Origin of the sequence: Actinomadura darangshiensis (genome assembly GCF_004349235.1) — a bacterium.
Lineage (GTDB): Bacteria > Actinomycetota > Actinomycetes > Streptosporangiales > Streptosporangiaceae > Spirillospora > Spirillospora darangshiensis.
In genome coordinates this window covers 1-22,377 of record NZ_SMKY01000095.1, presented here as the reverse complement: position 1 = coordinate 22,377, position 22,377 = coordinate 1, and the positions used below count along the sequence as shown (strand labels likewise).

General features: G+C 70.5%; 20 protein-coding genes. 11 read left to right on the top strand and 9 right to left on the bottom strand.

The annotated features are described in order from the left end of the window. The first annotated feature begins 15 nt into the window (after positions 1-15). A complete protein-coding gene (locus E1293_RS21215; protein ID WP_132199188.1) occupies positions 16-645 on the top strand; it encodes a TetR/AcrR family transcriptional regulator in 630 nt (209 codons plus the stop codon). A gap of 15 nt (positions 646-660) precedes the next feature. Here E1293_RS21215 and E1293_RS21210 read toward each other — a convergent pair whose 3' ends face one another. Together E1293_RS21210 and E1293_RS21205 are read right to left on the bottom strand one after the other, a co-directional pair. Continuing rightward, positions 661-1,551: a MarR family winged helix-turn-helix transcriptional regulator gene (locus E1293_RS21210; protein ID WP_132199187.1), complete on the bottom strand. Its 891-nt coding sequence runs from the start codon at positions 1,549-1,551 to the stop codon at positions 661-663. A gap of 64 nt (positions 1,552-1,615) precedes the next feature. After that, positions 1,616-2,107: a 2-thiouracil desulfurase family protein gene (locus tag E1293_RS21205; protein WP_132199186.1), complete on the bottom strand. Its 492-nt coding sequence runs from the start codon at positions 2,105-2,107 to the stop codon at positions 1,616-1,618. Positions 2,108-2,200: 93 nt separating this feature from the next. Between E1293_RS21205 and ctaD the strand changes: the two genes are divergently transcribed. Beyond that, positions 2,201-3,859 (top strand): aa3-type cytochrome oxidase subunit I, encoded by a 1,659-nt coding sequence (ctaD, locus tag E1293_RS21200; protein ID WP_132199185.1) that lies wholly within the window; start codon positions 2,201-2,203, stop codon positions 3,857-3,859. A gap of 13 nt (positions 3,860-3,872) precedes the next feature. On the opposite strand, the gene E1293_RS21195 is transcribed toward ctaD, so the two are convergent. From E1293_RS21195 to E1293_RS21185, 3 genes are all read right to left on the bottom strand, one after another. Then, the gene (locus tag E1293_RS21195) at positions 3,873-4,691 is read right to left on the bottom strand and encodes an SDR family NAD(P)-dependent oxidoreductase (RefSeq protein WP_132199184.1); all 819 of its coding nucleotides are present in this window, start codon (positions 4,689-4,691) and stop codon (positions 3,873-3,875) included. 161 nt (positions 4,692-4,852) lie between these two features. Further along, positions 4,853-5,854, bottom strand: a complete 1,002-nt coding sequence (locus tag E1293_RS21190) for an AurF N-oxygenase family protein (RefSeq protein ID WP_132199183.1) — start codon at positions 5,852-5,854, stop codon at positions 4,853-4,855. A gap of 31 nt (positions 5,855-5,885) precedes the next feature. Continuing rightward, entirely contained in the window at positions 5,886-6,563 is a 678-nt protein-coding gene (locus E1293_RS21185; RefSeq protein WP_243716362.1) for a TetR/AcrR family transcriptional regulator, read from the bottom strand. A gap of 200 nt (positions 6,564-6,763) precedes the next feature. On the opposite strand from E1293_RS21185, the gene E1293_RS21180 reads away from it, so the two are divergent. The 3 genes from E1293_RS21180 to E1293_RS21170 all read left to right on the top strand — a co-directional run bounded on the left by E1293_RS21180 (position 6,764) and on the right by E1293_RS21170 (position 11,420). Beyond that, positions 6,764-7,540 (top strand): ABC transporter ATP-binding protein, encoded by a 777-nt coding sequence (locus E1293_RS21180; protein ID WP_132199182.1) that lies wholly within the window; start codon positions 6,764-6,766, stop codon positions 7,538-7,540. Continuing rightward, complete coding sequence (locus E1293_RS21175) at positions 7,537-10,044, top strand: ABC transporter permease (protein WP_132199181.1); 2,508 nt, start codon at positions 7,537-7,539, stop codon at positions 10,042-10,044. Before E1293_RS21180 ends, E1293_RS21175 begins: the two co-directional genes overlap by 4 nt. Before the next feature lie 164 nt (positions 10,045-10,208). Next, positions 10,209-11,420, top strand: coding sequence for a pyridoxal phosphate-dependent aminotransferase (locus E1293_RS21170; RefSeq protein WP_132199180.1), 1,212 nt, complete (start codon positions 10,209-10,211; stop codon positions 11,418-11,420). 7 nt (positions 11,421-11,427) lie between these two features. Here the strand turns inward: E1293_RS21170 and E1293_RS21165 are convergent, their stop codons facing one another. Further along, complete coding sequence (locus E1293_RS21165; RefSeq protein ID WP_207938993.1) at positions 11,428-13,479, bottom strand: ATP-dependent DNA helicase; 2,052 nt, start codon at positions 13,477-13,479, stop codon at positions 11,428-11,430. Positions 13,480-13,644: 165 nt separating this feature from the next. Here E1293_RS21165 and E1293_RS21160 point away from each other — a divergent pair, with 165 nt between their 5' ends. Then, positions 13,645-14,619, top strand: a complete 975-nt coding sequence (locus E1293_RS21160) for a DUF4192 domain-containing protein (RefSeq protein WP_132199179.1) — start codon at positions 13,645-13,647, stop codon at positions 14,617-14,619. Positions 14,620-14,818: 199 nt separating this feature from the next. Here the strand turns inward: E1293_RS21160 and E1293_RS21155 are convergent, their stop codons facing one another. Continuing rightward, positions 14,819-15,190 (bottom strand): hypothetical protein, encoded by a 372-nt coding sequence (locus tag E1293_RS21155; RefSeq protein WP_132199178.1) that lies wholly within the window; start codon positions 15,188-15,190, stop codon positions 14,819-14,821. 249 nt (positions 15,191-15,439) lie between these two features. Between E1293_RS21155 and E1293_RS21150 the strand changes: the two genes are divergently transcribed. Both E1293_RS21150 and E1293_RS21145 read left to right on the top strand, forming a co-directional pair. Next, positions 15,440-16,276, top strand: coding sequence for a polysaccharide deacetylase family protein (locus tag E1293_RS21150; RefSeq protein ID WP_132199177.1), 837 nt, complete (start codon positions 15,440-15,442; stop codon positions 16,274-16,276). A 36-nt stretch (positions 16,277-16,312) separates the two neighbouring features. Then, positions 16,313-16,840 carry a DUF1707 and DUF4870 domain-containing protein gene (locus E1293_RS21145; protein ID WP_132199176.1) on the top strand — a complete coding sequence of 176 codons (528 nt, stop codon included), beginning with the start codon at positions 16,313-16,315 and terminating at the stop codon, positions 16,838-16,840. A gap of 21 nt (positions 16,841-16,861) precedes the next feature. Here E1293_RS21145 and E1293_RS21140 read toward each other — a convergent pair whose 3' ends face one another. Then, positions 16,862-18,055, bottom strand: a complete 1,194-nt coding sequence (locus E1293_RS21140; RefSeq protein ID WP_132199175.1) for an RNA-guided endonuclease InsQ/TnpB family protein — start codon at positions 18,053-18,055, stop codon at positions 16,862-16,864. 388 nt (positions 18,056-18,443) lie between these two features. On the opposite strand from E1293_RS21140, the gene E1293_RS21135 reads away from it, so the two are divergent. Together E1293_RS21135 and E1293_RS21130 are read left to right on the top strand one after the other, a co-directional pair. After that, positions 18,444-19,811, top strand: coding sequence for an FAD-binding oxidoreductase (locus tag E1293_RS21135; RefSeq protein ID WP_132199174.1), 1,368 nt, complete (start codon positions 18,444-18,446; stop codon positions 19,809-19,811). An 88-nt stretch (positions 19,812-19,899) separates the two neighbouring features. Then, on the top strand, positions 19,900-21,165 hold the full coding sequence (locus E1293_RS21130; RefSeq protein WP_132199173.1) for a class I SAM-dependent methyltransferase: 1,266 nt from the start codon (positions 19,900-19,902) through the stop codon (positions 21,163-21,165). A gap of 88 nt (positions 21,166-21,253) precedes the next feature. Here E1293_RS21130 and E1293_RS21125 read toward each other — a convergent pair whose 3' ends face one another. Then, complete coding sequence (locus E1293_RS21125; RefSeq protein WP_132199172.1) at positions 21,254-21,625, bottom strand: DUF4267 domain-containing protein; 372 nt, start codon at positions 21,623-21,625, stop codon at positions 21,254-21,256. Between the two features lie 88 nt (positions 21,626-21,713). Between E1293_RS21125 and E1293_RS21120 the strand changes: the two genes are divergently transcribed. Further along, positions 21,714-22,286 (top strand): TetR/AcrR family transcriptional regulator, encoded by a 573-nt coding sequence (locus E1293_RS21120; RefSeq protein ID WP_132199171.1) that lies wholly within the window; start codon positions 21,714-21,716, stop codon positions 22,284-22,286. Positions 22,287-22,377: the final 91 nt, after the last annotated feature.

The window sequence follows — 22,377 nt, the reverse complement described above, 5'->3', positions numbered from 1 at the left end:
CGTACGATGGGGGGTATGGCCGCACAGAGCAGGGCGCCCCGAGCGGACGCCGCGCGCAATCGGGACAAGCTGGTGGCCGCGGGTGCGGCGGTGTTCGGGCAGCGCGGTCTCGACGCGCCGCTGGAGGAGGTCGCGCGCCGCGCCGGCGTGAGCATCGGCACGCTCTACAACCACTTCCCCGCGCGGCAGGACCTCTTCGACGCGATCTTCCCCGCCCGGCTGGCCGCGTTGGACGAGATCGTCGAACGTTCCCTGGCCGACCCGGATCCGTGGCACGGGTTCGTCGTCTACATCGAGGGCTTCTTCGCGCTGCAGGCCGAGGACCGCGGGCTCACCGACACGCTCGCCCGGCGCTTCCCGATGTCGGCCGAGCTGGACGCCGCCTGCCATCGGGGGTTCGCGGACCTGGCGCGGATCATCGCGAGGGCCAAGGAGGCCGGCGCCCTGCGCCCCGACTTCGAGCCGCCGGACGTCGTGACCCTGATCTGGGCGATGTCGCAGGTCATCCGGGAGTCCATGGACGCGGCGCCGGACGCCTGGCGGCGCTGCCTGGGGTTCTTCCTCGACGGGCTGCGCGCCGAGGCCGCCCATCCGCTGCCCGTCCAGGCCCTCACCCCGGACCAGCTCGCACGGTTCCTCGGATGACGCCGCCGCGGCGGGTCAGAGTTCTTCGCGGAGCCGCCCCGCCCGCTCGGTGACCTGGGTCAGCACCCGCTGCGCGACGGCCAGGTCCGCGGGGGCGAAGCCGTCATAGAGCCGGGCGGTGGTGTTCTGGATCGTGGCCGTCAACCGGGCGAGCAGCGCCTCGCCGTCCGCGGTGAGCGTCACCGGGGCGCCTCCGGTGATCAGCCCCCGCCGGGTCAGGCCGTCGAGCAGCCGGGACGCGGCCGCCTGGTCGAGGCCCAGCTGGGGCTGGTCGCAGAGGTGGTCGCGCAGCGCGCCCTGGTCGGCCCACGGTCCGCGCCCGGCGACCACCCGCAGGGTGATGTGCTGGTTCGGAGTCGTGCCGGTGCCGTCGAGGACGTGGTCGTGCAGGCCCCGGACGGCGCCGTGCGCTTCGGAGATGTCCTGGCCGGTGAGAGTGCGGGTCTCGGTCATGGTTTCGCTCCTGTCGGAAGGATCGAGCAGAGCCTGGAGGGTGCGGATGAGCTCGCGGTTGCGCGGTCCGGCGATGCCGCCGATCGGTGCGGTGAGTTCGTCATGGAGGGCGTGGACGATCGTCACCGCATCGCGGATGACCGCCGAGCCCTTGTCGGTGAGCGTGAGCTGGAAGGCGCGGGTGTCGGTGGGGTGTCCGGTGCGGACGACCATTCCCGCGCCTTCGAGCGTGCGCACGAGTTTCGAGACGTAGATCGCTTCGAGCCCCGCGTAGTCCGCGAGTTCGCGCTGGCTGGGTCGGGCGCCCGACCGCGCGAGGCCGAACAGCGAGCCGAGCAGGGTGTACTGGGCGTGTGTGAGGCCGAGGGGTGCCAAGGCACGGTCGACGGCGGCGCGCCACCGCGTGGTCACCCGCCACAGAAGCCGCCCCGTGGCGGTGTCGTCCAGCGTCATGACAGATACAGTACATGGAAACAATATCCATGGAAACTATCGGCCCGCGGACGGGCCGGCGGAGTCAGCCCTCCAGGGCCGTCAGGAGGGCGGCGATCGCGTCCAGTTCGTCTTCGCTGAAGACCCGGATGCCCGAGCGGCGGAGCAGGGCGGTCGTCACGCCGGTGCCCGGCGCCGCCGACCCCGTGAACGTGCCGTCATGGGTGCGGTGGCTGCCGCATGACGGGCTGCCCTCCTTGAGGAGGGCGATGCGGGCGCCGGACCGGGTCGCGGCTTCCAGAGCCAGGCGGGCGCCGCGCAGGAACTCGTCCGTCACGTCGTCGCCGGTGCCGGTGCGGATGCGGGCCGTCCCGTCGAGCACGTCACCGCCGTCGCCGCCGACGATCTCGGCGGGCGGGCGCGGGACGGCCAGGCCGCCCGACACCTCGGGGCAGAACGGGACCAGCCGCCCCTCGCTGCGCCATCGCTCGAAGAGGCCCCCGGCCACCGGCTTGGCCGCGCCGTCATAGCGGACAGGCCGTCCGGCGAGGCACGAGCTGACCAGAATGCGTTCCACGCCGTCCAGCCTAGGCGGGCCACCCGGATGTCTTGCGTCGCCAGGGACCCAGGCGAATAGTGGGTGCAACCCCCGTCTGGCAGGGAGCCCGGCATGGTCCTTCACGGCCGTCTGCTCCCGGAGGCGACCCCCACGCGGCGTCCCCGGGGCTCGATGTTCGTCTCCTGGCTGACCACCACCGACCACAAGGTGATCGGGAACCTGTACCTGGTCACGTCGTTCGTGTTCTTCCTGCTGGCCGGGCTGATGGCCATGGTGATCCGCGGCGAGCTGGCGGAGCCCGGCCTGCAGCTGGTCAGCAACGAGCAGTACAACCAGCTGTTCACGATGCACGGCACGATCATGCTGCTGCTGTTCGCGACGCCGCTGTTCGTCGGGTTCGCCAACGTGATCATGCCGCTGCAGATCGGATCGCCGGACGTGGCGTTCCCGCGGCTCAACATGTTCAGCTACTGGCTGTTCCTGTTCGGCGGGCTGATCCTCTTCGCCTCGTTCATCTCCCCGGGAGGCGCCGCGAGCTTCGGCTGGACGGCCTACGCCCCGCTGAACAGTGCGCTGCGGACCCCGGGCGTCGGCGGCGACATGTGGATCATGGGGCTGGCGCTGTCGGGGTTCGGGACGATCCTCGGCGGCGTCAACTTCATCACCACGGTCATCTGCATGCGGGCCCCCGGCATGACGATGTTCCGGATGCCGATCTTCACCTGGAACGTGTTCCTGACGAGCCTGCTCGTGCTGATGGCGTTCCCCGTCCTCGCCGCCGCGCTGCTGTGCCTGGAGGCGGACCGCCGGCTCGGCGCGCACGTCTTCGACGCCTCCAGCGGGGGAGCGCTGCTGTGGCAGCACCTCTTCTGGTTCTTCGGCCATCCCGAGGTCTACATCATCGCGCTGCCGTTCTTCGGCATCGTCACCGAGGTCATCCCCGTCTTCAGCCGCAAGCCCCTGTTCGGCTACTTCGGAATGGTCGGCGCCACAATCGCGATCACCGGCCTGTCGATGTCGGTGTGGGCGCACCACATGTTCACGACCGGCCAGGTCCTGCTGCCGTTCTTCTCGTTCATGTCGTTCCTCATCGCGGTGCCGACGGGTGTGAAGTTCTTCAACTGGGTCGGCACGATGTGGCGCGGCAACCTCACCTTCGAGACGCCGATGCTGTTCTCCGTCGGGTTCCTCGTGACGTTCCTGTTCGGCGGGCTGACCGGCGTCATCCTGGCCTCACCGCCGCTGGACTTCCACGTCCAGGACTCCTACTTCGTGGTCGCCCACTTCCATTACGTCGTCTTCGGGACGGTCGTGTTCGCGATGTTCGCGGGCTTCTACTTCTGGTGGCCGAAGATGACGGGGAAACTGCTGCACGAGGGCTGGGGCAAGGTCCACTTCTGGACGCTGTTCATCGGCTTCCACACGACGTTCCTCGTCCAGCACTGGCTCGGCGCCGAGGGGATGCCGCGCCGGTACGCCGACTACCCGGCCGAGTTCACGGCACTGAACCGGGTCTCCAGCGCCGGCGCGTTCCTCCTCGGCATTTCCACGCTGTTCTTCATGTACAACGTGTACCGGACGGCGCGCCGCACCGCCCCGGTGGAGGCCGACGACCCGTGGGGCTACGGGAACTCCTTGGAATGGGCCACGTCCTCCCCGCCGCCGAGGCACAACTTCACGTCGATCCCGCAGATCCGCTCCGAACGCCCCGCCTTCGACCTGCACCACCCGAAACTGGCGCAACTCGAAAAGGAGCCCCCGGCCCAATAGCCGGGTCGGCGGTCTACTTCCCTGCGCGGATGCGGTTCACGGCGATCTGGGCGACCCGGACCGCGCCGCCCGGGTTGAGGCGGACGCCGCGCCAGGCGAGGCGGCCGTGGGCGGGGGCGACGATGAGGGCCTGGTTCTTGGCGATGCCGCGCATGACGTCGCGGGCCAGCTTCTCCGCCGTATAGAGGCGCGGGGACGCCTTCGCGATGTCCCCGGTCGCGTCGCCGCTCAGCGGCGTCTCGGGCAGGTCCGGGTTGACGTTGTGCAGCAGCGGCGTGTCCACGAAGCTCGGGCAGACGACGCTGACCTTGACGCCGCGTCCGGCGGCCTCGGCGCGCAGGCCGAGGGAGAGGCCGACGACGGCGTGCTTGGTGGCGGTGTAGGGGATGCCGATCGGCATCGGGACGAGCCCGGCGAGCGACGCGGTGTTCACGATGTGGCCGCGGCCCTGCTCCAGCATGATCGGGTAGGCGGCGTGGACGCCGTGCACGACACCCTTGAGGTTGATGTCGATGGCGCGGTTCCAGTGGTCGAGGGTGAGCTCCTCGGCCAGCCCGCCGACCGCGATGCCGGCGTTGTTGAACACCAGGTCGAGCCGCCCGTGCTCGGCCCTGACGCCCTTGTAGAGGTCGGCGACGGCGTCGGCGTCGGTGACGTCGAGGACGGCGGAGGCGGCCTTGCCCCGGCCGAGGGTGTTCAGCTTCTCGGCGACCTTGGCGGCGCCTTCGGCGTTGATGTCGCTCACGACGACGGTGTCGCCGCGCGCCACCAGGGACGTGGCGATCGCACGGCCGATACCGGACGCTCCTCCGGTCACGATCGCGATGCTCATTGCGCGCTCCGCTCGATGGACCGCGGGTCCGGGCTCGGGGGGCGAGCCGGGACCGCGGGTTAATTGGATGTCAAGTTCAATTGCGCCGATTCTAGGTGGCGGGACCGGGCCGCCGATACTCAGTGCGCGACGAAAGCGGGCACCGCCGTCTCGTCCCGCCGTTAGGCGGTCTTGGGGGAATCGACCGGACGGCGCGCCTTCGGCTCGTCCCAGATCCCGAAGGCCTTCCAGACCCGCTTGTTCACCGGGTCGACCACGCCGAGCTCGGCCATCAGGTCGCGGATCTTGCCGACCGAGTTGGAGATCTCCGCCTGCGACGCGTCGCTCCTGTAGGCGGCGCGGACGACGTCCTTCGGGATGCCGAAGTGCCGCACCATCGGGCCGGGCGGGGACAGCATGATGCGCGCCATCACGCCGAGCACGACCGGGGTCGCGGCGCCGAGGATCCGGCGGCGCAGCGGGGTCATGTTCGGCACCCGGTGCTTGAGGTAGTGCCGGGCGAACGAGATGTGCCGGGCCTCCTCCGCGATGTGGATCTTCATGATGGTCTCCTCGAGCGGGTGCTTGATGTGCCCGCCCTTGAGGGACTTGCGCTGGACGTAGTCGATCGGGTCCTCGCCGCCGAGCACGAACACGAAGAACATCTCCGTGCTGATCAGCGGGATCCACGGGGCGGCCTGCGCGACGAGGCTGAGCGAGCGCGGCATGCCGCGGATCGGCATCTTCGTCCGGTTCACGAACTCCTGGAACATCATCCCGTGGTGACATTCCTCGGTCGTCTCGTGGTAGACGTACCGGAACTCCGGCCGGCCGTTCGGCAGCCGGTAGGCGTAGTTGAGCAGCCCGCGCTTCAGCAGGTTCTCGAACTGCAGGCCGATCTTCATCGCGGTCGCGACGCGCCACAGCCCGATCTGCGACTGGACCTCCGGCGGCTGCGACCGGTACCAGTCGGTCTCGCCGAGCCGGTCGAACTGGGGCAGGACCCAGCGCGGGTCGTTCTTGTCGACGGTGAACTCGGGGTCGTCCCAGGGGATGTCGGCGTAGGCCTCCCAGTGCTTGTCCACCGACGCCTTGTTCAGGCGGTCGATGACGCCGAGGTACGACTTCTTGTCCTTGACCTGCTCGCGGACCTCGTCGGCGAGCTCGGTGGGGGCTTTCGGCATGTGAGGCGCTCCCTCGGGTGGTGCGGTGGGGCTAGAGGTCGTCGGTAAGGGGGTGGGGATCCGGCTTGCCCTGCTCGGGGACGATGAGCCGCGCGACGTCCTTGACCTGGCGCAGCACCGCGGCCTGGTGGCCTTCGACGTCGTCGTCCAGCGCGTTCTGGATGGAGAGCCCGACGAACATCGCGAACACGCCGCGCAGCATCGTCGGGACGAAGTCGGGGGGAAGGGTGTTGTCGGGGAACAGCCGCTCGAACACCTCCAGGATCACCTGGAGGATCCGCTCGTTCAGGTCGCGGCACAGGGGCCGGAGCTCGTCGTCGGTGCGGGCCGCCACCGCCAGTTCCGTGAGGGCCTTGGCCGGACGGCCGCGGAACACCTCCCAGAGCAGGTCGAGCGCGCCCGACACGTTGCGCCGTTCCGCCGGCAGGACCGCGAACGCGGTCTCGTAGGCCAGGCGCTGCGCCTCCAGCAGGTGCTCCAGCGCGGCGGCGACGAGCACCATCTTCGTCGGGTAGTGGTGCTGCTGGGCGCCGCGCGAGACGCCGGCGCGGCGCGCCACCTCGGTGGTGGACGTCCCGGACCAGCCGAGGTCCACCAGGCACTCCATGGTGGCCTCCAGGAGCCTGGCCTGCGTGCGCGACCGGCGCTCCTCCTGCGTCCGGCGTCCGGACGGGCCGTGCCGGTGACGTCGGCGACTGCTTACTGACACGCCTACGACGGTACGAGCGCGGATACATGCAAGCAAGCCTGCTTGTATGTTGCCCGGGTCACAATTGGACGCCCGGTCTTATTGATCTTGCGTACCGCGGCGGAGGTAGGCGGGCGGGCCGTGCTGCCGCAGCGGGAGCAGGGCGAGTGCCTCTCCTGGCCCGACGACGCGGCCCGAGCCGCGAGGCGACGATCCCGGGCATGGGAAACGCAGCGGAAGCAAGGCGAACGATCGACGAAGGCGCCGTCCAGGGCGGCGCCCGCACGGTGGGCCTCGGCAAGGTGTACGGGTCCGGTGACATGGCGGTGCGCGCGCTCGACGACGTCAGCGTCGAGTTCCCGGCCGGCCGGTTCACCGCGATCATGGGCCCGTCCGGCGCCGGCAAGTCCACGCTGATGCACTGCGTGGCGGGACTGGAGGACGCGACGTCCGGCAAGGTCTACGTCGGCGACCAGGAGCTCGGGGCGCTGTCGGACCGCCGCCTGACCCGGCTCAGGCGGGAGCGGATCGGGTTCGTGTTCCAGGCGTTCAACCTGCTCCCCACGCTCACGGCACGCGACAACATCGTCCTGCCGCTGACGCTGGCCGGGACCGCCCCGGACCAGGAGTGGCTGGACACCGTCGTCCGCGTCCTGAGGCTGGGGGACCGGCTGTCGCACCGTCCGTCCGAGATGTCGGGCGGGCAGCAGCAGAGGGTGGCGCTGGCGCGCGCTCTCGTCACCCGCCCGCAGATCGTGTTCGCGGACGAGCCGACCGGCAACCTCGACTCGCGTACGGGCGCCGAGGTACTGGCGCTCCTCCGCAACGCCGTGGACGACCTCGGCCAGACCGTCGCGATGGTCACCCACGACCCCGTCGCCGCAGGGCACGCCGACGCGGTGGTGTTCCTCGCCGACGGACGGGTCGTCGACGTCATGGACGCGCCCACATCCGACCAGGTGCTGGACCGGATGCGCGGGCTGGGGGACCACCGATGATCGGGCTCGTCTTCAAGGAACTGTGGGGACGCAAGCGCCGCATGGCCGGCTCCCTGGTGGCGGTCTTCCTCGGCGTGACGTTCCTGACCGGGACGCTCGTCCTCGGCGACACGCTCGCGGCGAGCATCGACGGGTACTTCTCCAGCGCGTACGGCAAGACGGACGTGACCGTCCGGAACGCGACCAAGGTGAGCGACGAGCCGTGGGGCGCGCGCGGGCAGATCGACGCGTCCGTCCTGGGCAAGGTGCGGCAGGTGAAGGGCGTCGCCAACGCGGAACCGACCATCGAGGGGTCGGGCCAGCTGCTCGGCAAGGACGGGGCGATCATCCAGTCGCGCGGCCCCCGCACGGCCGGCAACTGGAAGACCGACCCGAAGCTCAACCCGTACCGGCTCGCCGAGGGACACGCCCCGCGCGCACCGGACGAGGTCGTCATCAACAAGATGTTCGCCGACGAGGGCCATCTGAAGATCGGCGACCGGACGGCCGTGCTCACGCCGGAGAAGGTCCCGGTGACCGTCGTCGGGATCAGCATGTTCGGCGATGAGGAGGCGTTCGGCGAGACGTCGTTCACGGCGTTCTCTCTCGAAGGAGCCCGCGAGCACGTCGCGAAGGGCTCCGACCGCATCAGCGGCGTCGCCATCCGCGCGGACGGCGTCGGCCAGGCCGAACTGGCGTCCCGCGTGCGGGACGTCCTCCCGGCCGGGGTCGAGGCCATCTCGAACAAGGCGCAGGTCGAGGAGGGCATGAGCCTCGTCGAGACCGGCTTCCTGCGGATCTTCCGGACCGTGCTGGCCGCGTTCGGCGGGGTGGCGCTGCTCGTCGCCGCCTTCAGCATCCACAACACGTTCGCGATCACGATGGCGCAGCGGACCCGCGAGTCGGCGCTGCTGCGCGCGCTCGGCGCCGGACGCTGGCAGGTCGTCGCGATCGTCGGGTTCGAGGCCCTGGTGATCGGCGCCGCCGCCACGCTGGCCGGGCTCGCCGGCGGATACGGGTTCGCCGCCCTGCTCCGGCAGCTGTTCACGCGGTTCCGGATCGGGATCGCGATGGAGGGCCTCACCGTCGCCGGCACCACCTTCATGATCGCGGTGCCGGTCGGGCTGCTGGTCACCTTCGTCGCGGCGCTCGGCCCCGCGCTGAAGGCGTCGCGGGTGCCGCCGCTGGCCGCGCTGCGCGAGGTCGCCGCCGAGACGTCCCGCCCGTCGGAGACCCGCGTCATCGTCGGCGCCGTCTTCGCCGCGGTCGCGGTCGGGACCGTCGTGTTCGGCGCGCTCACCGAGCAGATGGCGATGGCGGCCGCGGGCGCGGTGGTCACCGTGGTCGCGATGGTCGTGCTCGGGCCGGTCGCCGCCCGCCCGGTCGCGGCGCTGCTCGGCGGGCCCGCGGCGCGGCTGCGCGGGGTCTCCGGGACGCTGGCGCGCGACAACGCGTCCCGCAACCCGGGGCGCACCGCCGGCGCGGCGACCGCGCTGATGATCGGCGTCGGCGTCGTCACGCTCATGACGGTGTTCATCGGGTCGCTGCGCGCCTCCCTGGAGGACGGCGTCGCCGGCTCGTTCAAGGGCCCGATCGTCGTGGACGCCGGAGGCAACGAGACCGGCGGGTTCAGTACGGCCCTCGTCCAGGACGCGGCGAAACTGCCCCAGGTCAGCGACATCGCCGGGATCGGCACGGGAAGCATGCGGGTGGACGACGAGCCGTCCACCGTGGCAGTGGCCGACCCGTCCAGCCTGCGGCGCGTCCTCGACCTGGACGTGACGCAGGGCGGACTCAACGACGCCGGTACGTTCGCCGTCTCGAAAAAGGTCGCCGACGACAACGGCTGGCGGGTCGGTACCGCGGTCGGCGTGACGTTCGCGGACGGTACCGCACAGAAGCTCGCCGTGGGGGCCGTCTACAACAACACCGACATCACCGGCGACTACCTCGTTCCGCGTACCGTCTGGGACGCGCACACCAGGCAGTCCCTGGCCACAAAAGCGTTCGTGGTGCTGAAGCCCGACGCGTCGGTCGCGTCCGCCCGTCAGGCCCTGACCACCCTGGCCAAGCCCTATGGCGCACCGGACATCGAGTCGCGGGACGAGTTCGTCACCGCCCAGACCGAGGATATGGCCGGATTCATCACCGTCGTCTACGGGATGCTCATCCTGGCCATCGTCATCGCGCTGCTCGGCATCGCCAACACGCTGTCCCTGGCCGTCCATGAGCGGACCCGTGAACTCGGCCTGCTTCGTGCAGTCGGCGCGACGCGCCCGCAGATCCGGTCGATGGTGCGTTGGGAATCGGTCATCGTCGCACTGTTCGGTACCGGCGGCGGGCTCGGCCTGGGGGTGTTCCTGGGGTGGGGCCTGGGCAGCGCCCTCGGCAACCCGTTCGCGCCCGCACCCGTCCAGATGGCGGTCATCGCGGTGGTCGGCGCGATCGCCGGCGCCCTCGCCGCGATCCGCCCGGCGCGGCGCGCCTCGCGGCTGGCGATCCTGTCCGCGATAGCCGCACCGTGATGGCCGCACCGTGATGGCCGCACCGTGATGGCCGCACCGTGATGGCCGCACCGTGACGCGGCGGTTCCGGTCCCCTGGCGCCCGCCAGGGGACCGGGACGACCGGGCCCGGCCAGGGACGGGGCGCCCCGCGTGTCGCGGGCGGGCCACGGTTATGGTGAGTCCATGCAGGTCAACCAGTCGGGCAAGCTGACCAACGTCTGTTACGACATCCGGGGGCCGGTCCTCAAGCGCGCCAAGCAGCTGGAGGCCGAGGGGAACAACATCCTCAAGCTGCACATCGGCAACCCGGCCCCGTTCGGGTTCGAGGCTCCGCCCGAACTCCTCCAGGACATGATCCGCAACCTGCCGGACGCGCACGGCTACAGCGACTCCAAGGGCATCCTGACCGCCCGCCGCGCCGTCGTGCAGCGCTTCGAGGACGACGGCGTCCCCGGCATCGACGTCGAGGACGTCTACCTCGGCAACGGCGTCTCCGAGCTCATCGTGATGACGCTGCAGGCGCTCCTCAACGACGGCGACGAGGTGCTCATCCCCGCGCCCGACTACCCGCTGTGGACGGCGTCGGTGTCGCTGTGCGGCGGCACGCCCGTCCACTACCTGTGCGACGAGGACGACGGCTGGCAGCCGAGCCTGGACGACATCGAGTCCAAGATCGGCGACCGGACCCGCGCCATCGTCATCATCAACCCGAACAATCCGACCGGCGCCGTCTACTCGCGCGAGGTGCTGGCCCGCATCACCGAGGTCGCCCGCCGCCGCAATCTGATCATCTTCGCGGACGAGATCTACGACCGGATCCTGTACGACGAGGCCGAGCACGTCCCGATCGCGTCCCTGGCCCCCGACCTGCTCTGCCTCACCTTCGGCGGCCTGTCCAAGAACTACCGCGTCGCCGGGTTCCGCTCGGGCTGGGTCGTGCTGTCCGGGCCGAAGGAGCACGCCGAGTCCTACATCGAGGGCCTCGACATCCTCGCCAACATGCGGCTCTGCCCGAACGTCCCCGGCCAGCACGCCATCCAGGCCGCGCTCGGCGGCTACCAGAGCATCGACGACCTCGTCCTGCCGACCGGGCGCCTCGGCGAGCAGCGCGACCGCGCCTGGAAGCTGCTGAACGACCTGCCCGGCGTGAGCTGCGTCAGGCCGAGCGGCGCCCTGTACGTCTTCCCGCGCCTGGACCCGGAGATGTACCCCGTCGAGGACGACATGCGTTTCGCGCTCGACCTGCTGGAGCAGCAGAAGCTCCTGGTCGTCCAGGGGACCGGGTTCAACTGGCCGGCCACCGACCACTTCCGCGTCGTCACTCTCCAGTACGCCGACGACCTGGAGGACGCCGTCGGCCGCATCGGCGAGTTCCTCAGCACCTACCGCCGCTGACGGTTCGTCAGGACTCCGAGGCCGCGGCGTCGAGGCGGCGGAGGGCGCCGCGGACGACGTCCGGGTCGGTGGTGGCCCAGAACGGCGGGAGCGAGTTCTTCAGGAAGCCGCCGTAGCGGGCCGTCGCGAGCCGCGGATCGAGGACGGCGACGACGCCGCGGTCGTCCATGGACCGGAGCAGGCGGCCTGCGCCCTGGGCGAGCAGCAGCGCGGCGTGCGTGGCCGCGACCGCCATGAACCCGTTGCCGCCGCGCGCCGCGACCGCCCGCGACCGCGCCGACGAGACCGGGTCGTCCGGACGCGGGAACGGGATGCGGTCCATGATGACGAGCTGCAGCGACGGGCCGGGGACGTCCACGCCCTGCCAGAGCGACAGGGTGCCGAAAAGGCACGTGCGCTCGGCCTCGGCGAACTGTTTGACCAGCAGGGACGTGGAGTCTTCGCCCTGGCACAGCAGCGGATGGGACAGGTGGTCCTTCAGCTCGTCGGCGGCCTGGCGCGCGGCACGCATCGAGGAGAACAGGCCGAGCGTGCGCCCGCCCGCCGCCTCGATCAGCTCGGTGATCTCGGTCAGGTACGCGTCGGCCAGACCGTCCCGCCCGGGTTGCGGCAGATGCCGGGCGACGTACAAAATGCCCGCTTTCGGGTGGTCGAACGGTGAGCCGACGTCGAGGCCCGACCAGACGACCTCGGTCTCCTCGCCCTTCTCCGTCGCCGTCTGCGCGAGGCCCTCCGCGGCGGTCTTCGCGTCCCTCGATCCGCCGTCGTTCAGCGGCGGCAGGCCCCACTGGCGGGCGAGCGGCTCGAACGACCCGCCGAGCGTCAGTGTCGCCGACGTCAGGATCGCGGTGCGCTGCTCGAACAGGGTCGTCCGCAGCAGGCCGCCGACCCCGATCGGAGCCACGTGCAGCGCCGGCGGACGTTTCGGACGCCCCTCCTGGACGAACGGCTTCTCCAGCCACACCACGTCGAAGCGCTGCGCCATCTCCGGCTGGAACGCCTCCAGCATTCGCACGGCGGTTTCGTGCAGGTCCTCCAGCGAGGACCTCGCCGCCTTACGCGCTGCCATGTCACCCGGATCGGAATCCTTCTTCTCCGGCCCGAGCGCCGTCACACAGGTGTGAGCGGCGTCCCGTACGGCCGCAAGAGTGTTCCCCAGGGCAGGGGACAGGACGTCCATACGGCCGGAGGGCATTTCCTCCAGCAGCAGACCGAGCCCTTCGGCGGCCTCTTTCAACCTGTCGGCGACGGTCTCCTCGATCAGGCGCCCGCACCGCCGCGCGGCCATCTCCACACCGGCCGCGCTCAGGTCGCCCGTCGCGACCGACGTCACCCGGTCGACCAGTTCGTGCGCCTCGTCCACGATCACGACGTCGTGCTCGGGCAGAACCTGAAACTCCTCCAAAGCGTCGATGGCCAGCAGCGCATGGTTCGTGACCACGATGTGCGCCTCGCCGGCCTCCGCTCGCGCCAGCTCCGCGAAGCATTCGGTGCCTTGCGGGCACCGCTGCGCGCCCAGGCACTCCTTGGCCGTGACGGCGACCTGCCGCCACGCCTGCTCGCCCACCCCCGGCACCAGCTCGTCACGGTCGCCGGTCTTGGTCTCCTCGGCCCACTCGTTCAGCCGCTTCACCTGCCGCCCCAGCGAGGAGAGCTGCTGCGGGTCGAACAGGCTCGGCCCGCCTTCCTCCTCCTCGGGCACGCCCGTCTGCACCCGGTGCAGGCACAGGTAGTTGCGGCGCCCCTTCAGGATCGCGAACTTCAGCTCCGTCCCGAGCACCGGACCGAGGGACTCCGCCAGCCGCGGCAGATCCCGGTCGACGAGCTGCCGCTGCAACGCGATCGTCGCGGTCGAGACGACCACCGTCGTCTGCTTCTCGACCGCGTACCGGATCGCCGGCACGAGATACGCGAGCGACTTGCCGGTCCCCGTGCCCGCCTGCGCGGCGACATGCTCACCGGAGTCGATCGCCTTCTCCACCGCCCGCGCCATCTCCACCTGACCAGGGCGCTCGGCACCCCCGATGGAGGCGACGGCCGCGGCGAGGAGGGTCGCCATGTCCGGAATCTTGGTATCGCTGTCGGTCAGCAGATCAGGGGCGGGCACGTCGCCCAACGCTACAGCCCGCGACGGACACCCGCGCCCCGGAACCGCCTGATCCGAAGTTATCCACAGTTGCGGGACCGGCCACGGCGTCCGGGCACCGGCTGCGACCGTCGACGCATGACACCACTGGTGATCCGTACCGCACAGGACGCCATCGCGGCCGTCCCCTACCTGCTGGGCTTCCACCCGTCGCGCAGCCTCGTCGTGATCGGCTTCGAGGGCCGCAACCGCGGCATCTGCGCGATCCGGCTCGACTTACCGTCCGACGCCGCCGAGCGCGTGGCCGCCCTCCTGTCCGGCAACGGCTTCGCCCGCTCGCTCCTCCTCGGCTACGGGCCACCGGGCGAGGTCGCCGAGGCCGTCGCCCCCATGCGCGCGGCCCTGGCCGCCGCCGGCGTGCCCGCCGTCGAGGCGATCCGCGTCGGTGACGGCCGCTGGTGGTCGCTGACCTGCGACGACGACTGCTGCCCACCCGAAGGCACCCCGTACGACATCACCGGCAGCGTCGTCGCCGCCCAGGCCACCTTCGCCGGCCACGTCGCCCTGGCCGACCGAACCGAACTCGTCACGTCCGTCGCACCACTGCACGACGCCTCCATGCACCGCGCCACCGAAAGAGCCGAGCGGCGCTACCTGGCCCGCCCCGGCAACACCGCCGACGAAGACCTGGCCTTCGTGCTGGCCCTGCTCCTCCATGCCGGCAGCGCCGTCCGCCCGACCGACGACGAGGTCGCTTGGCTCGGCCTCCTCCTCACCGACCTGCGAATACGCGACGAGGCATGGATCCGCATAGACGAGGAGGCTCCCGCCGCCGACATCGCCTTCTGGCGCGACATCGTCCGCCGCGTCCACCCCGACCACGTCCCCGCCCCGGCGTCACTGCTGGCCTTCGCCGCCTACTCCGCAGGCGACGGCGGCCTGGCCAACGTCGCCCTGGAACGAGCCCTGGACGCCGACCCCGCCTACTCCATGGCCGTCATCCTCCGCCAAGTGATCAACGCGGGGGTCCCCCCGTCCAAACTCCGCATAGGAATGAACCCCGACCAACTGGCCGCCGCCTACAACGACCACCCCGACCAGAAGGCCAGCTGACCCACCCAGCCCCCAACGTGTCCTCGACCGGCCATGCGTGCAGCAGCCGGGCGGCCGACGGCGTTGCTCGCGTTCGACAACGTAGGGTCGGCCGGGCCGGTGCCATGCCCCCGGCCGAGCCTCGTATCGCGGGTGGCGATGACCCAGGTGGAGAATGCATCGGCGTCCGGATCGTCGGTGTTCCGGCTGGCGTGCAGGGTCAGGGGGCTACGGCTTGGCCGGGGGTGCCGGGGTCTATACGGCGGTCGCGGTTGCGGTCGTTCCAGGCGCGCATGCGGGGCGGGTAGCCGACCACCTGGACGTCGTAGATGGGGAGGCCGAGGTCGCGGGCGACCTTGCCGATGACCTTGGGGGAGCCGACGCGGCGGCGGGTCCACTCGCCGTCGTGGGCGACGGCGACGGCGGTGGTGTCGGTGGCGAACGTCTCCGGCTCGACGAAGAACTCGACGCCGCGGCGGGTTTCGGCGAAGGCGATCAGCGCCTCGATGTCGGAGTCCGTCGCCTCCCGGTCGAGCTTGGTCACCGTCGACCCGCGATGTCTGCGGATCCCGAATCGATCCCGGAACCTCATCGCTCACCCCGTCGTCTGGTCCCGCCCGGAACCGCTCCGGGCTCGGATTGCGATGTACGACGATAACGACATCCGGGGCGCCCTGGTTCCCGACACAGGGCCGGAATGCCCGCCGCGCGGGGGCCAGAGCCCTAGACTGGCTGGCCGGTTCCCGTGTCGCTCGGTGACGGAAGTGGTGCGGAACGTGATCGGCGTCCGGGGTGCGGCGTGCTCGCGGGACGACATCGGGGAGCATTGGCGGGGGTGTTGATGGACGGGCCGAGCCTCGTCCGCGTCCGGCAAGGGGCAGCGGCGGTGCTCGCGGCATCGGTGTTCGGGTGGTTGAGCACGCTCACCCCCGGCCCGGGGGGAGTGGGCCTCGCCGGCGCGCAGAGCGCCGCCGCCGCGCAGAGCAAGGTCGCGAAGCCGAAGCCGAAGCCGAAACCCACGCCGAAGCCGAAGCCGCCGCCTCCCGACTGTGCGCGGGTGAAGTGCGTGGCGCTGACGTTCGACGACGGGCCCGCCGAGAGCACCCGGGAGCTGCTGGACATCCTCGCGGCCCGCCGCGTGCGGGCCACCTTCTTCCTCATCGGCGAGAACGCCGCGAAGTATCCGGACCTCGTCCGGCGCGAGCACGAGGCGGGGCACGAGATCGCCGACCACAGTTACACGCACGCCGATCTCGGCAGGGCGTCCAAGAAGAAGATCATGTCGGAGCTGACGCGGACGCAGGAGGCGATCCGGCGGGCGTCCGGTGTCACGCCGGTCATGCTGCGGCCGCCGTACGGGTCCACGTCCAAGCGGCTGACGAAGATCACGCGCGAGCTGGGCATGGCGCAGGTGCTGTGGACGGTCGACCCCCTCGACTGGGAGCACCGCGACACGGGGTACGTCGAGAAGCGGGTGCTGAGGTCGGTGAAGCCCGGCTACATCGTCCTGCTGCACGACATCCATCCGACCTCGGTGCACGCCGTCCCGAAGATCATCGACCGGCTCGCCGCGAAGGGGTACGTGTTCGTGACGGTGCCGGAGCTGTTCGGCGGGCGCCTGACCCCGGGGGAGGAGTACCTCCAGCGCGAATCAGGGGACGCTCAGGGTCTTCCCTGATGGCCCGGAGGCGGCGCGGCGCGCAGCATTGGGGGCATGGACAGCAGCTACGCGGCGGGGGATCTGCGGGTCTCGGACGCCGAGCGGGAACCGGTCATCCAGCGGCTTCAGGGCGCGTACGCCGAGGGACGGCTCGACGAGGACGAGTTCGACATGCGCGTCCAGCTGGCGATGACCGCCAAGACGCGCAACGACCTCGGTGCGGTCACCCGGGACCTGGTGCCCGCGCCGACCGCCGCGGTCCAGGGGTCCGGTGCCCCGACCGGCGAGGACCGGATGCTGGCCGCCGCCGCGCACGCCGTCGCCGTCCCGACGCTGTTCGTCGGCCCGCTCCTGCTGATGCTGCTGAGCGGCAAGCGGTCGGAGTACGTCCGCCGGCAGGCCGCCGAGGCCGTGAACTTCCAGGTGACGCTGCTGCTGCTCACGATCGTCACGTTCGGCGTCGGCGGGATCGTGTACGCGGTGGCGTGGGTGCTGTCGGCGGTCGCGGCCGTCTTCGCGCTGACCGGCCAGACGTTCCGCTACCCGTGGATCCTGCGCCTGTTGACATCCTCCCCATCCTGAAAGTGGGGATTTCAACAGCACTTACCCGGTGAGGGGCGGGTGATGTTGGGGTTCACGGTTCACCGGCCCGCCCAACGGTGGGCCTCCCCGTGCAGTGACCGCATGCCCTGCGGCCTTATCACGAATATTCAAGGCCGCGTTCACATCGGCATTGACCCGAACCCCGCAGGCCACACACGCAAAGACCGCTTGGCTCTCACGGCTCTGCCCGGCGACATGCTTGCAGGCGTTACAGGTCCGCGAGGTGTACCGCGGATCGATCTTGGTGACGCGTCCTCGCGCCTTGTGTTCCAGCCGCCGCACCAGGCCACCCCACCCGGCAGCCAGGATCCTCCGGTTCAGCCCGGCCTTCTGCGCGACGTTGCGGCCCGGCGCCTCCTCCGTGCCCCGCGCCGACCGCGTCATGCCATTTATGTTGAGAGCCTCGACAGCGATCACGTCGAACCGGCGCGCCAGATCGGTGGTGGTCTTGTCGATCCAGTCCGTGCGCCTGTCGGTCTCGCGTGCCTTCAGCCGGGCGATCGCGGCCTTGACCCTGGCGCGCCGCCTGGAACCCGGCCGGGCACGGGCGAGCCTGCGCAGCAACCGCGCCAGCCGAGCCCGCTCACCGTCCCGCAACCCCGGGGCGTGCAGCAGATCACCGGTCGACAGCGCGGCGCTGACGGCCACACCACGGTCCACTCCCACCACCTCACCCGTACCCGGCGCGGGGATAGGGTCGGGGATGGCGGCGAATGCGACATGCCAGCGGCCCGCCCGATCTCGAGTGATGCGGTAGGACTTGGCGTCGGGGACAGGCCGAGACCAGCGGAACCGCACCCACCCCACCTTGGGGATCCTGACCTGCCCCACCCGGCGCGAGACGCGCCGCACATCGCCCGGTTTGACCGCCACGATCCGGAACCCCTCATGCCGTCCGGCCTTGCGCCACGTCGGACGGCGGTGGGTCCCGGCGTAGAAGTGGGCCATGGCCTGTGCGAAGTCCTTGAGCGCCTGCTGCTGCACCGTCACCGACCCGCCGTGCAGCCAAGAATGCTCGGCCCTGGCCTGGGTGAGCTGGCGGCACTGTTCGGCGAACCCCGGCGCCGATCCGCGCCCCGGCCGCCAGCAGGCATGCTGCTCGACCGCGAGGTTCCATACGAACCGGGCGTGCCCGCAATGCTCCAGCAGCGTCTGCTCCTGAGCGGGCGTCGGCTGCAGACGGTAGCGGGACATGACCAGTAAGCTAGCGGCATCCGCCGACAAAACTCGCGGAATACCGTGCGGGCACCGTGCAGCGCTTCCTCCCCGCCTTGAAGGGCAGGGCCTCCACGCTGTTGGCCCAGGTGACGCCTGCGCGGGCCGGGTCCGCGCGGCGGGCGCGATCCGGGTGCTCGGGGGGCGTTTCGATGACGAGATGAACGCCCTCGGGTTTGTCGGCGTGCGCCTCTGGGGAACAGATGACGTGGCCGCTATGTACGCGGTTCCGGTGGCCCGGGGAGATGAAACGACGTCGATGCATACGCGAGTTGCTTTATTCCCTTCCCTGCCTGTGACTCCCCTAACGTCCGAGTTATGTGGACCATGCATGGGATGATCGATTAACTATGTGAGGGAGGGGTAGATGACGGAGCTTGCGATCAAGGGCGATCACCAGCGGGCGGTGGAGGCGCTCAAGAGGTCCTACGCGGCGATCCCGGCGGGCACGCCGGTGCGGCTGGCGAAGCGGACCTCGAACCTGTTCCGGTGGCGCGACCCCTCGGATGCGCCGGGCCTGGACGTGTCCGGGTTCGACAAGGTGCTGAGCGTCGACCCGGACGAGCGCACCGCGCAGGTCCAGGGGATGACGACGTACGAGGACCTGGTCGACGCGACGCTGCCGCACGGGCTGATGCCGACGGTCGTCCCGCAGCTGAAGACCATCACGCTGGGCGGCGCGGTGACCGGGCTCGGCATCGAGTCGACGTCGTTCCGCGACGGGCTGCCGCACGAGGGCGTCCTGGAGCTGGAGGTCCTCACCGGGGACGGGCAGATCGTCACGGCGACGCGTGACAACGAGCACAAGGACCTGTTCTACGGCTTCCCGAACTCCTACGGGACGCTCGGCTACAGCCTCCGGCTGAAGATCGAGCTGCGTCCCGTCAGCCCCTATGTGCGGCTGCGGCACCTGCGGTTCACCGACGCGGCGGAGCTCGCCCGGGTCATGGGTGAGATCACCGAGTCCGGGACGTTTGAGGACGAGCCCGTCGACTTCATGGACGGGACGGTCTTCGGCGCGCGCGAGCAGTACATCACGCTCGGCTTCTTCGCGGAGTCCGCGCCCTACACCTCCGACTACACGGGCCAGCAGATCTACTACCGGTCGTTCCAGCAGCGGTCGGTCGACTTCCTGACGATCCGCGACTACATCTGGCGCTGGGACACCGACTGGTTCTGGTGCTCGGGTGCGTTCGGCGTGCAGAACGCGACCGTCCGGCGGCTGTGGCCCGACAAGTACAAGCGCTCGGACGTGTACCGCAAGCTCGTCGCGTACGACCGCAGGTACCACATCGTCGCGCGCGCGGAGCGGTGGCGCGGCCTGCGCCCGCGCGAGGACGTCATCCAGGACATCGAGGTCCCGGTCGAGCGCCTGCCGGAGTTCCTGGAGTTCTTCCACGACAAGGTCGGGATGAGCCCCATCTGGCTGTGCCCGCTGCGTGCGAAGGAGCGCTGGCCGCTGTACCCGCTGGACGTGGGCCGCCCGTACGTGAACGCGGGCTTCTGGGGGACGGTGCGCATCCCGCCAGGTCAGATCCCCGAGTACCACAACCGGCTCATCGAGCGTAAGGTCGCGGGGCTCGACGGACACAAGTCCCTGTACTCGACGGCCTTCTACGGCCGCGACGAGTTCTGGCGGTACTACGACGGCGAAACGTATCGGCGGCTCAAGGGGACCTACGACCCCGGCGAGCGGCTGCTGGACCTCTACGACAAGTGCGTGCGCGGACGCTGACCGGGCGTCCGCATCGGGGGAGCCGCGGACCGGCCGCCGGCCGAGACCACCGCCGGCCGGTCCGGGGCGGAGAGACAGGAGGAGAAAGATGTCGCTGGCCAGGGTCTTTGAGCAGCTCGCCGGGGCTGAGGCGCCAGTGGAGTTCACGGCGTACGACGGTTCGCGCGCGGGGGTGCCCGGCGCCGACATAAGGTTCGACGTGCGTTCGCCGTACGCCGTGTCGTACCTGCTGCACTCGCCGGGGGCGCTGGGCCTGGCCCGCGCCTACGTCACCGGCATGATCGACGTGAGCGGCGACATGATCACCGCGCTGACGACGATGCAGCAGGTGCTCGGCGACGTGACGGCGCGGGACAAGGCGAGGATCGTCGGCGCGGTCCTGGGCGACCCGATGCTGCGCGCGGCGATCTCGCGCCGGCTGGACCCGCCGCCGCAGGAGGCTCCCTTCAGCCGCATCCCGTCGTGGCTGCGGCACTCGAAGAAGCGTGACGCGCGGGCCATCTCCCACCACTACGACGTGTCCAACACCTTCTACGAGTGGGTGCTCGGCCCCTCCATGGCGTACACGTGCGCGTGCTACCCGCATGCGGACGCGACGCTGGAGGAGGCGCAGTTCAACAAGCACGACCTGGTCGCCAAGAAGATCGCGCTGAAGCCGGGGATGCGGCTGCTGGACGTGGGCTGCGGCTGGGGCGGCATGGTGATGCACGCCGCGCAGGAGTACGGCGTCAAGGCGCTCGGCGTCACGCTGTCCAAGCAGCAGGCGGAGTGGGCGCAGAAGGCGATCGCCGACCGGGGCCTGTCCGAGCTCGCGGAGGTCCGGCACATGGACTACCGCGACGTGACCGAGAGCGGCTTCGACGCGATCAGCTCCATCGGCCTCACCGAGCACATCGGCAAGGCGAACCTGCCGTCCTACTTCTCCTTCCTGTACGGGAAGCTGCGACAGGGCGGGCGGATGCTGAACCACACCATCACGCGTCCGGACAACACGATCCCGTCCCGCAAGGAGAACGGGTTCATCAACCGCTACGTGTTCCCGGACGGTGAGCTGGAGGGTCCCGGCTACGTCCAGATGCAGATGAACGACGCCGGTTTCGAGATCCGGCACCAGGAGAACCTGCGCGAGCACTACGCGCGCACGCTCACCGGCTGGTGCGAGAACCTCGACGAGCACTGGGACGAGGCCGTCGCCGAGGTCGGCGAAGGCATCGCCCGCGTGTGGCGCGTCTACATGGCCGGCTGCGTGCTGGGCTTCAACCAGAACTGGATCGAGCTGCACCAGACGCTCGGCGTGAAGCTGGAGGACGACGGGACGAGCCACATGCCGCTGCGACCCGACTGGGGTTCGTGACGCGCGGCGGCTCCCGCCACGAGGACGGGCCGACCGGAGCGATCCGGCCGGCCCGTCGCCGTTTCACGCCCGTGTCCGGGGCGGGCCGTCAGACCGCGAAGAGCAGGGCCGCGCTGATGAGGACGGCCACGGCGGTGGCGAAGTGGATGCCGAAGGCGACGGCCTTGGTGCCGCCGTGCCGCAGCACGATGAGGGTGTCGCCGAGCGGCGCGATCGCCACGACCAGCATGTACCAGCCCGCGGCCTGCGCGTCGGCAAAGGCGATCAACGCGAGGCCGAGGATCCCGAAGGTCAGGTCGCGCAGCCCCTTGATCTCCAGGTAGGCGGCGTCTCCGTCCGGCTTGGCGGGGACGCCGTAGCCGGCGGCCGCCGGGCGGGGCGAGATGAGGAACCGCGCGCCGATGAAGGTCACGAGCAGGGCGAGGACGACGGCAAGGCCATAGGCGATAGGGGCGAGCATCAGCATCTCCAAGTGCTAGCAACGCTAGGAACAGGATCGACGCTAGCATGCCAATGACAGAAGCGCTAGCAATGCTAGAGTCACTGTCATGTCCATCCAGCAGCGCCGGGAGCGCGAGCGAGCGGACCGCGAGAAGCTGATCATCACGGCGGCGCGGGAACTGGCCGAGAGCGAGGGCTGGGACGCGGTGACCACGCGCCGCCTCGCCGCCGAGATCGAGTACAGCCAGCCCGTCCTCTACAGCCACTTCAAGGGCAAGGACGCCATCATGGCGGCCGTCGCGGTCGAGGGGTGCGGCGAGCTCGCCGCCGAACTGCGGACGGCGCGCACGGCGCCCGCCGATCCCGCCCAGACCCTCGCGGACGTCGCCGCGGCCTACATGGAGTTCGCCGAACGCAGGCCCGCCCTGTACGACGCGATGTTCACCAGGGCCGTCGATCTGCCGTTCGCGACCCCCGAGGCGCCGCCGGCCCTCCAGGAGGCCTTCGGTGAACTACGCGAGACCCTCCGGCCGCTCGCAGGCGAGGACGACCTGGGGGCGCTCACCGAGACGTTCTGGAGCAGCCTGCACGGCCTCCTCACCCTGATGCGCGACGGCCGCATGCGCCGCGAACACCATGCCCTCCGCCTTCAGATCCTCCTCCGCCGCTTCTCGACCTGACCACGGGCGAAACCTGCAGGCCGACCGCCGCCACTAGGGCGATCGGCCGGTACCGGCGGGCCGCGTCCGTCAGAGGGCGGGGTCGGCCTGC

Bases quoted from the DNA above. Each gene is read 5' to 3' on its own strand.
- E1293_RS21125 (WP_132199172.1), bottom strand. From the start codon at position 21,625: ATGCTCGCCCCTATCGCCTATGGCCTTGCCGTCGTCCTCGCCCTGCTC.
- E1293_RS21170 (WP_132199180.1), top strand. From the start codon at position 10,209: ATGCAGGTCAACCAGTCGGGCAAGCTGACCAACGTCTGTTACGACATC.
- E1293_RS21140 (WP_132199175.1), bottom strand. From the start codon at position 18,055: ATGTCCCGCTACCGTCTGCAGCCGACGCCCGCTCAGGAGCAGACGCTG.
- E1293_RS21215 (WP_132199188.1), top strand. From the start codon at position 16: ATGGCCGCACAGAGCAGGGCGCCCCGAGCGGACGCCGCGCGCAATCGG.
- E1293_RS21165 (WP_207938993.1), bottom strand. From the start codon at position 13,479: ATGGCGACCCTCCTCGCCGCGGCCGTCGCCTCCATCGGGGGTGCCGAG.
- E1293_RS21210 (WP_132199187.1), bottom strand. From the start codon at position 1,551: ATGACGCTGGACGACACCGCCACGGGGCGGCTTCTGTGGCGGGTGACC.
- E1293_RS21175 (WP_132199181.1), top strand. From the start codon at position 7,537: ATGATCGGGCTCGTCTTCAAGGAACTGTGGGGACGCAAGCGCCGCATG.
- E1293_RS21190 (WP_132199183.1), bottom strand. From the start codon at position 5,854: ATGCCGAAAGCCCCCACCGAGCTCGCCGACGAGGTCCGCGAGCAGGTC.
- E1293_RS21180 (WP_132199182.1), top strand. From the start codon at position 6,764: ATGGGAAACGCAGCGGAAGCAAGGCGAACGATCGACGAAGGCGCCGTC.
- E1293_RS21150 (WP_132199177.1), top strand. From the start codon at position 15,440: ATGGACGGGCCGAGCCTCGTCCGCGTCCGGCAAGGGGCAGCGGCGGTG.
- E1293_RS21135 (WP_132199174.1), top strand. From the start codon at position 18,444: ATGACGGAGCTTGCGATCAAGGGCGATCACCAGCGGGCGGTGGAGGCG.
- E1293_RS21145 (WP_132199176.1), top strand. From the start codon at position 16,313: ATGGACAGCAGCTACGCGGCGGGGGATCTGCGGGTCTCGGACGCCGAG.
- ctaD (WP_132199185.1), top strand. From the start codon at position 2,201: ATGGTCCTTCACGGCCGTCTGCTCCCGGAGGCGACCCCCACGCGGCGT.
- E1293_RS21130 (WP_132199173.1), top strand. From the start codon at position 19,900: ATGTCGCTGGCCAGGGTCTTTGAGCAGCTCGCCGGGGCTGAGGCGCCA.
- E1293_RS21155 (WP_132199178.1), bottom strand. From the start codon at position 15,190: ATGAGGTTCCGGGATCGATTCGGGATCCGCAGACATCGCGGGTCGACG.
- E1293_RS21195 (WP_132199184.1), bottom strand. From the start codon at position 4,691: ATGAGCATCGCGATCGTGACCGGAGGAGCGTCCGGTATCGGCCGTGCG.
- E1293_RS21160 (WP_132199179.1), top strand. From the start codon at position 13,645: ATGACACCACTGGTGATCCGTACCGCACAGGACGCCATCGCGGCCGTC.
- E1293_RS21120 (WP_132199171.1), top strand. From the start codon at position 21,714: ATGTCCATCCAGCAGCGCCGGGAGCGCGAGCGAGCGGACCGCGAGAAG.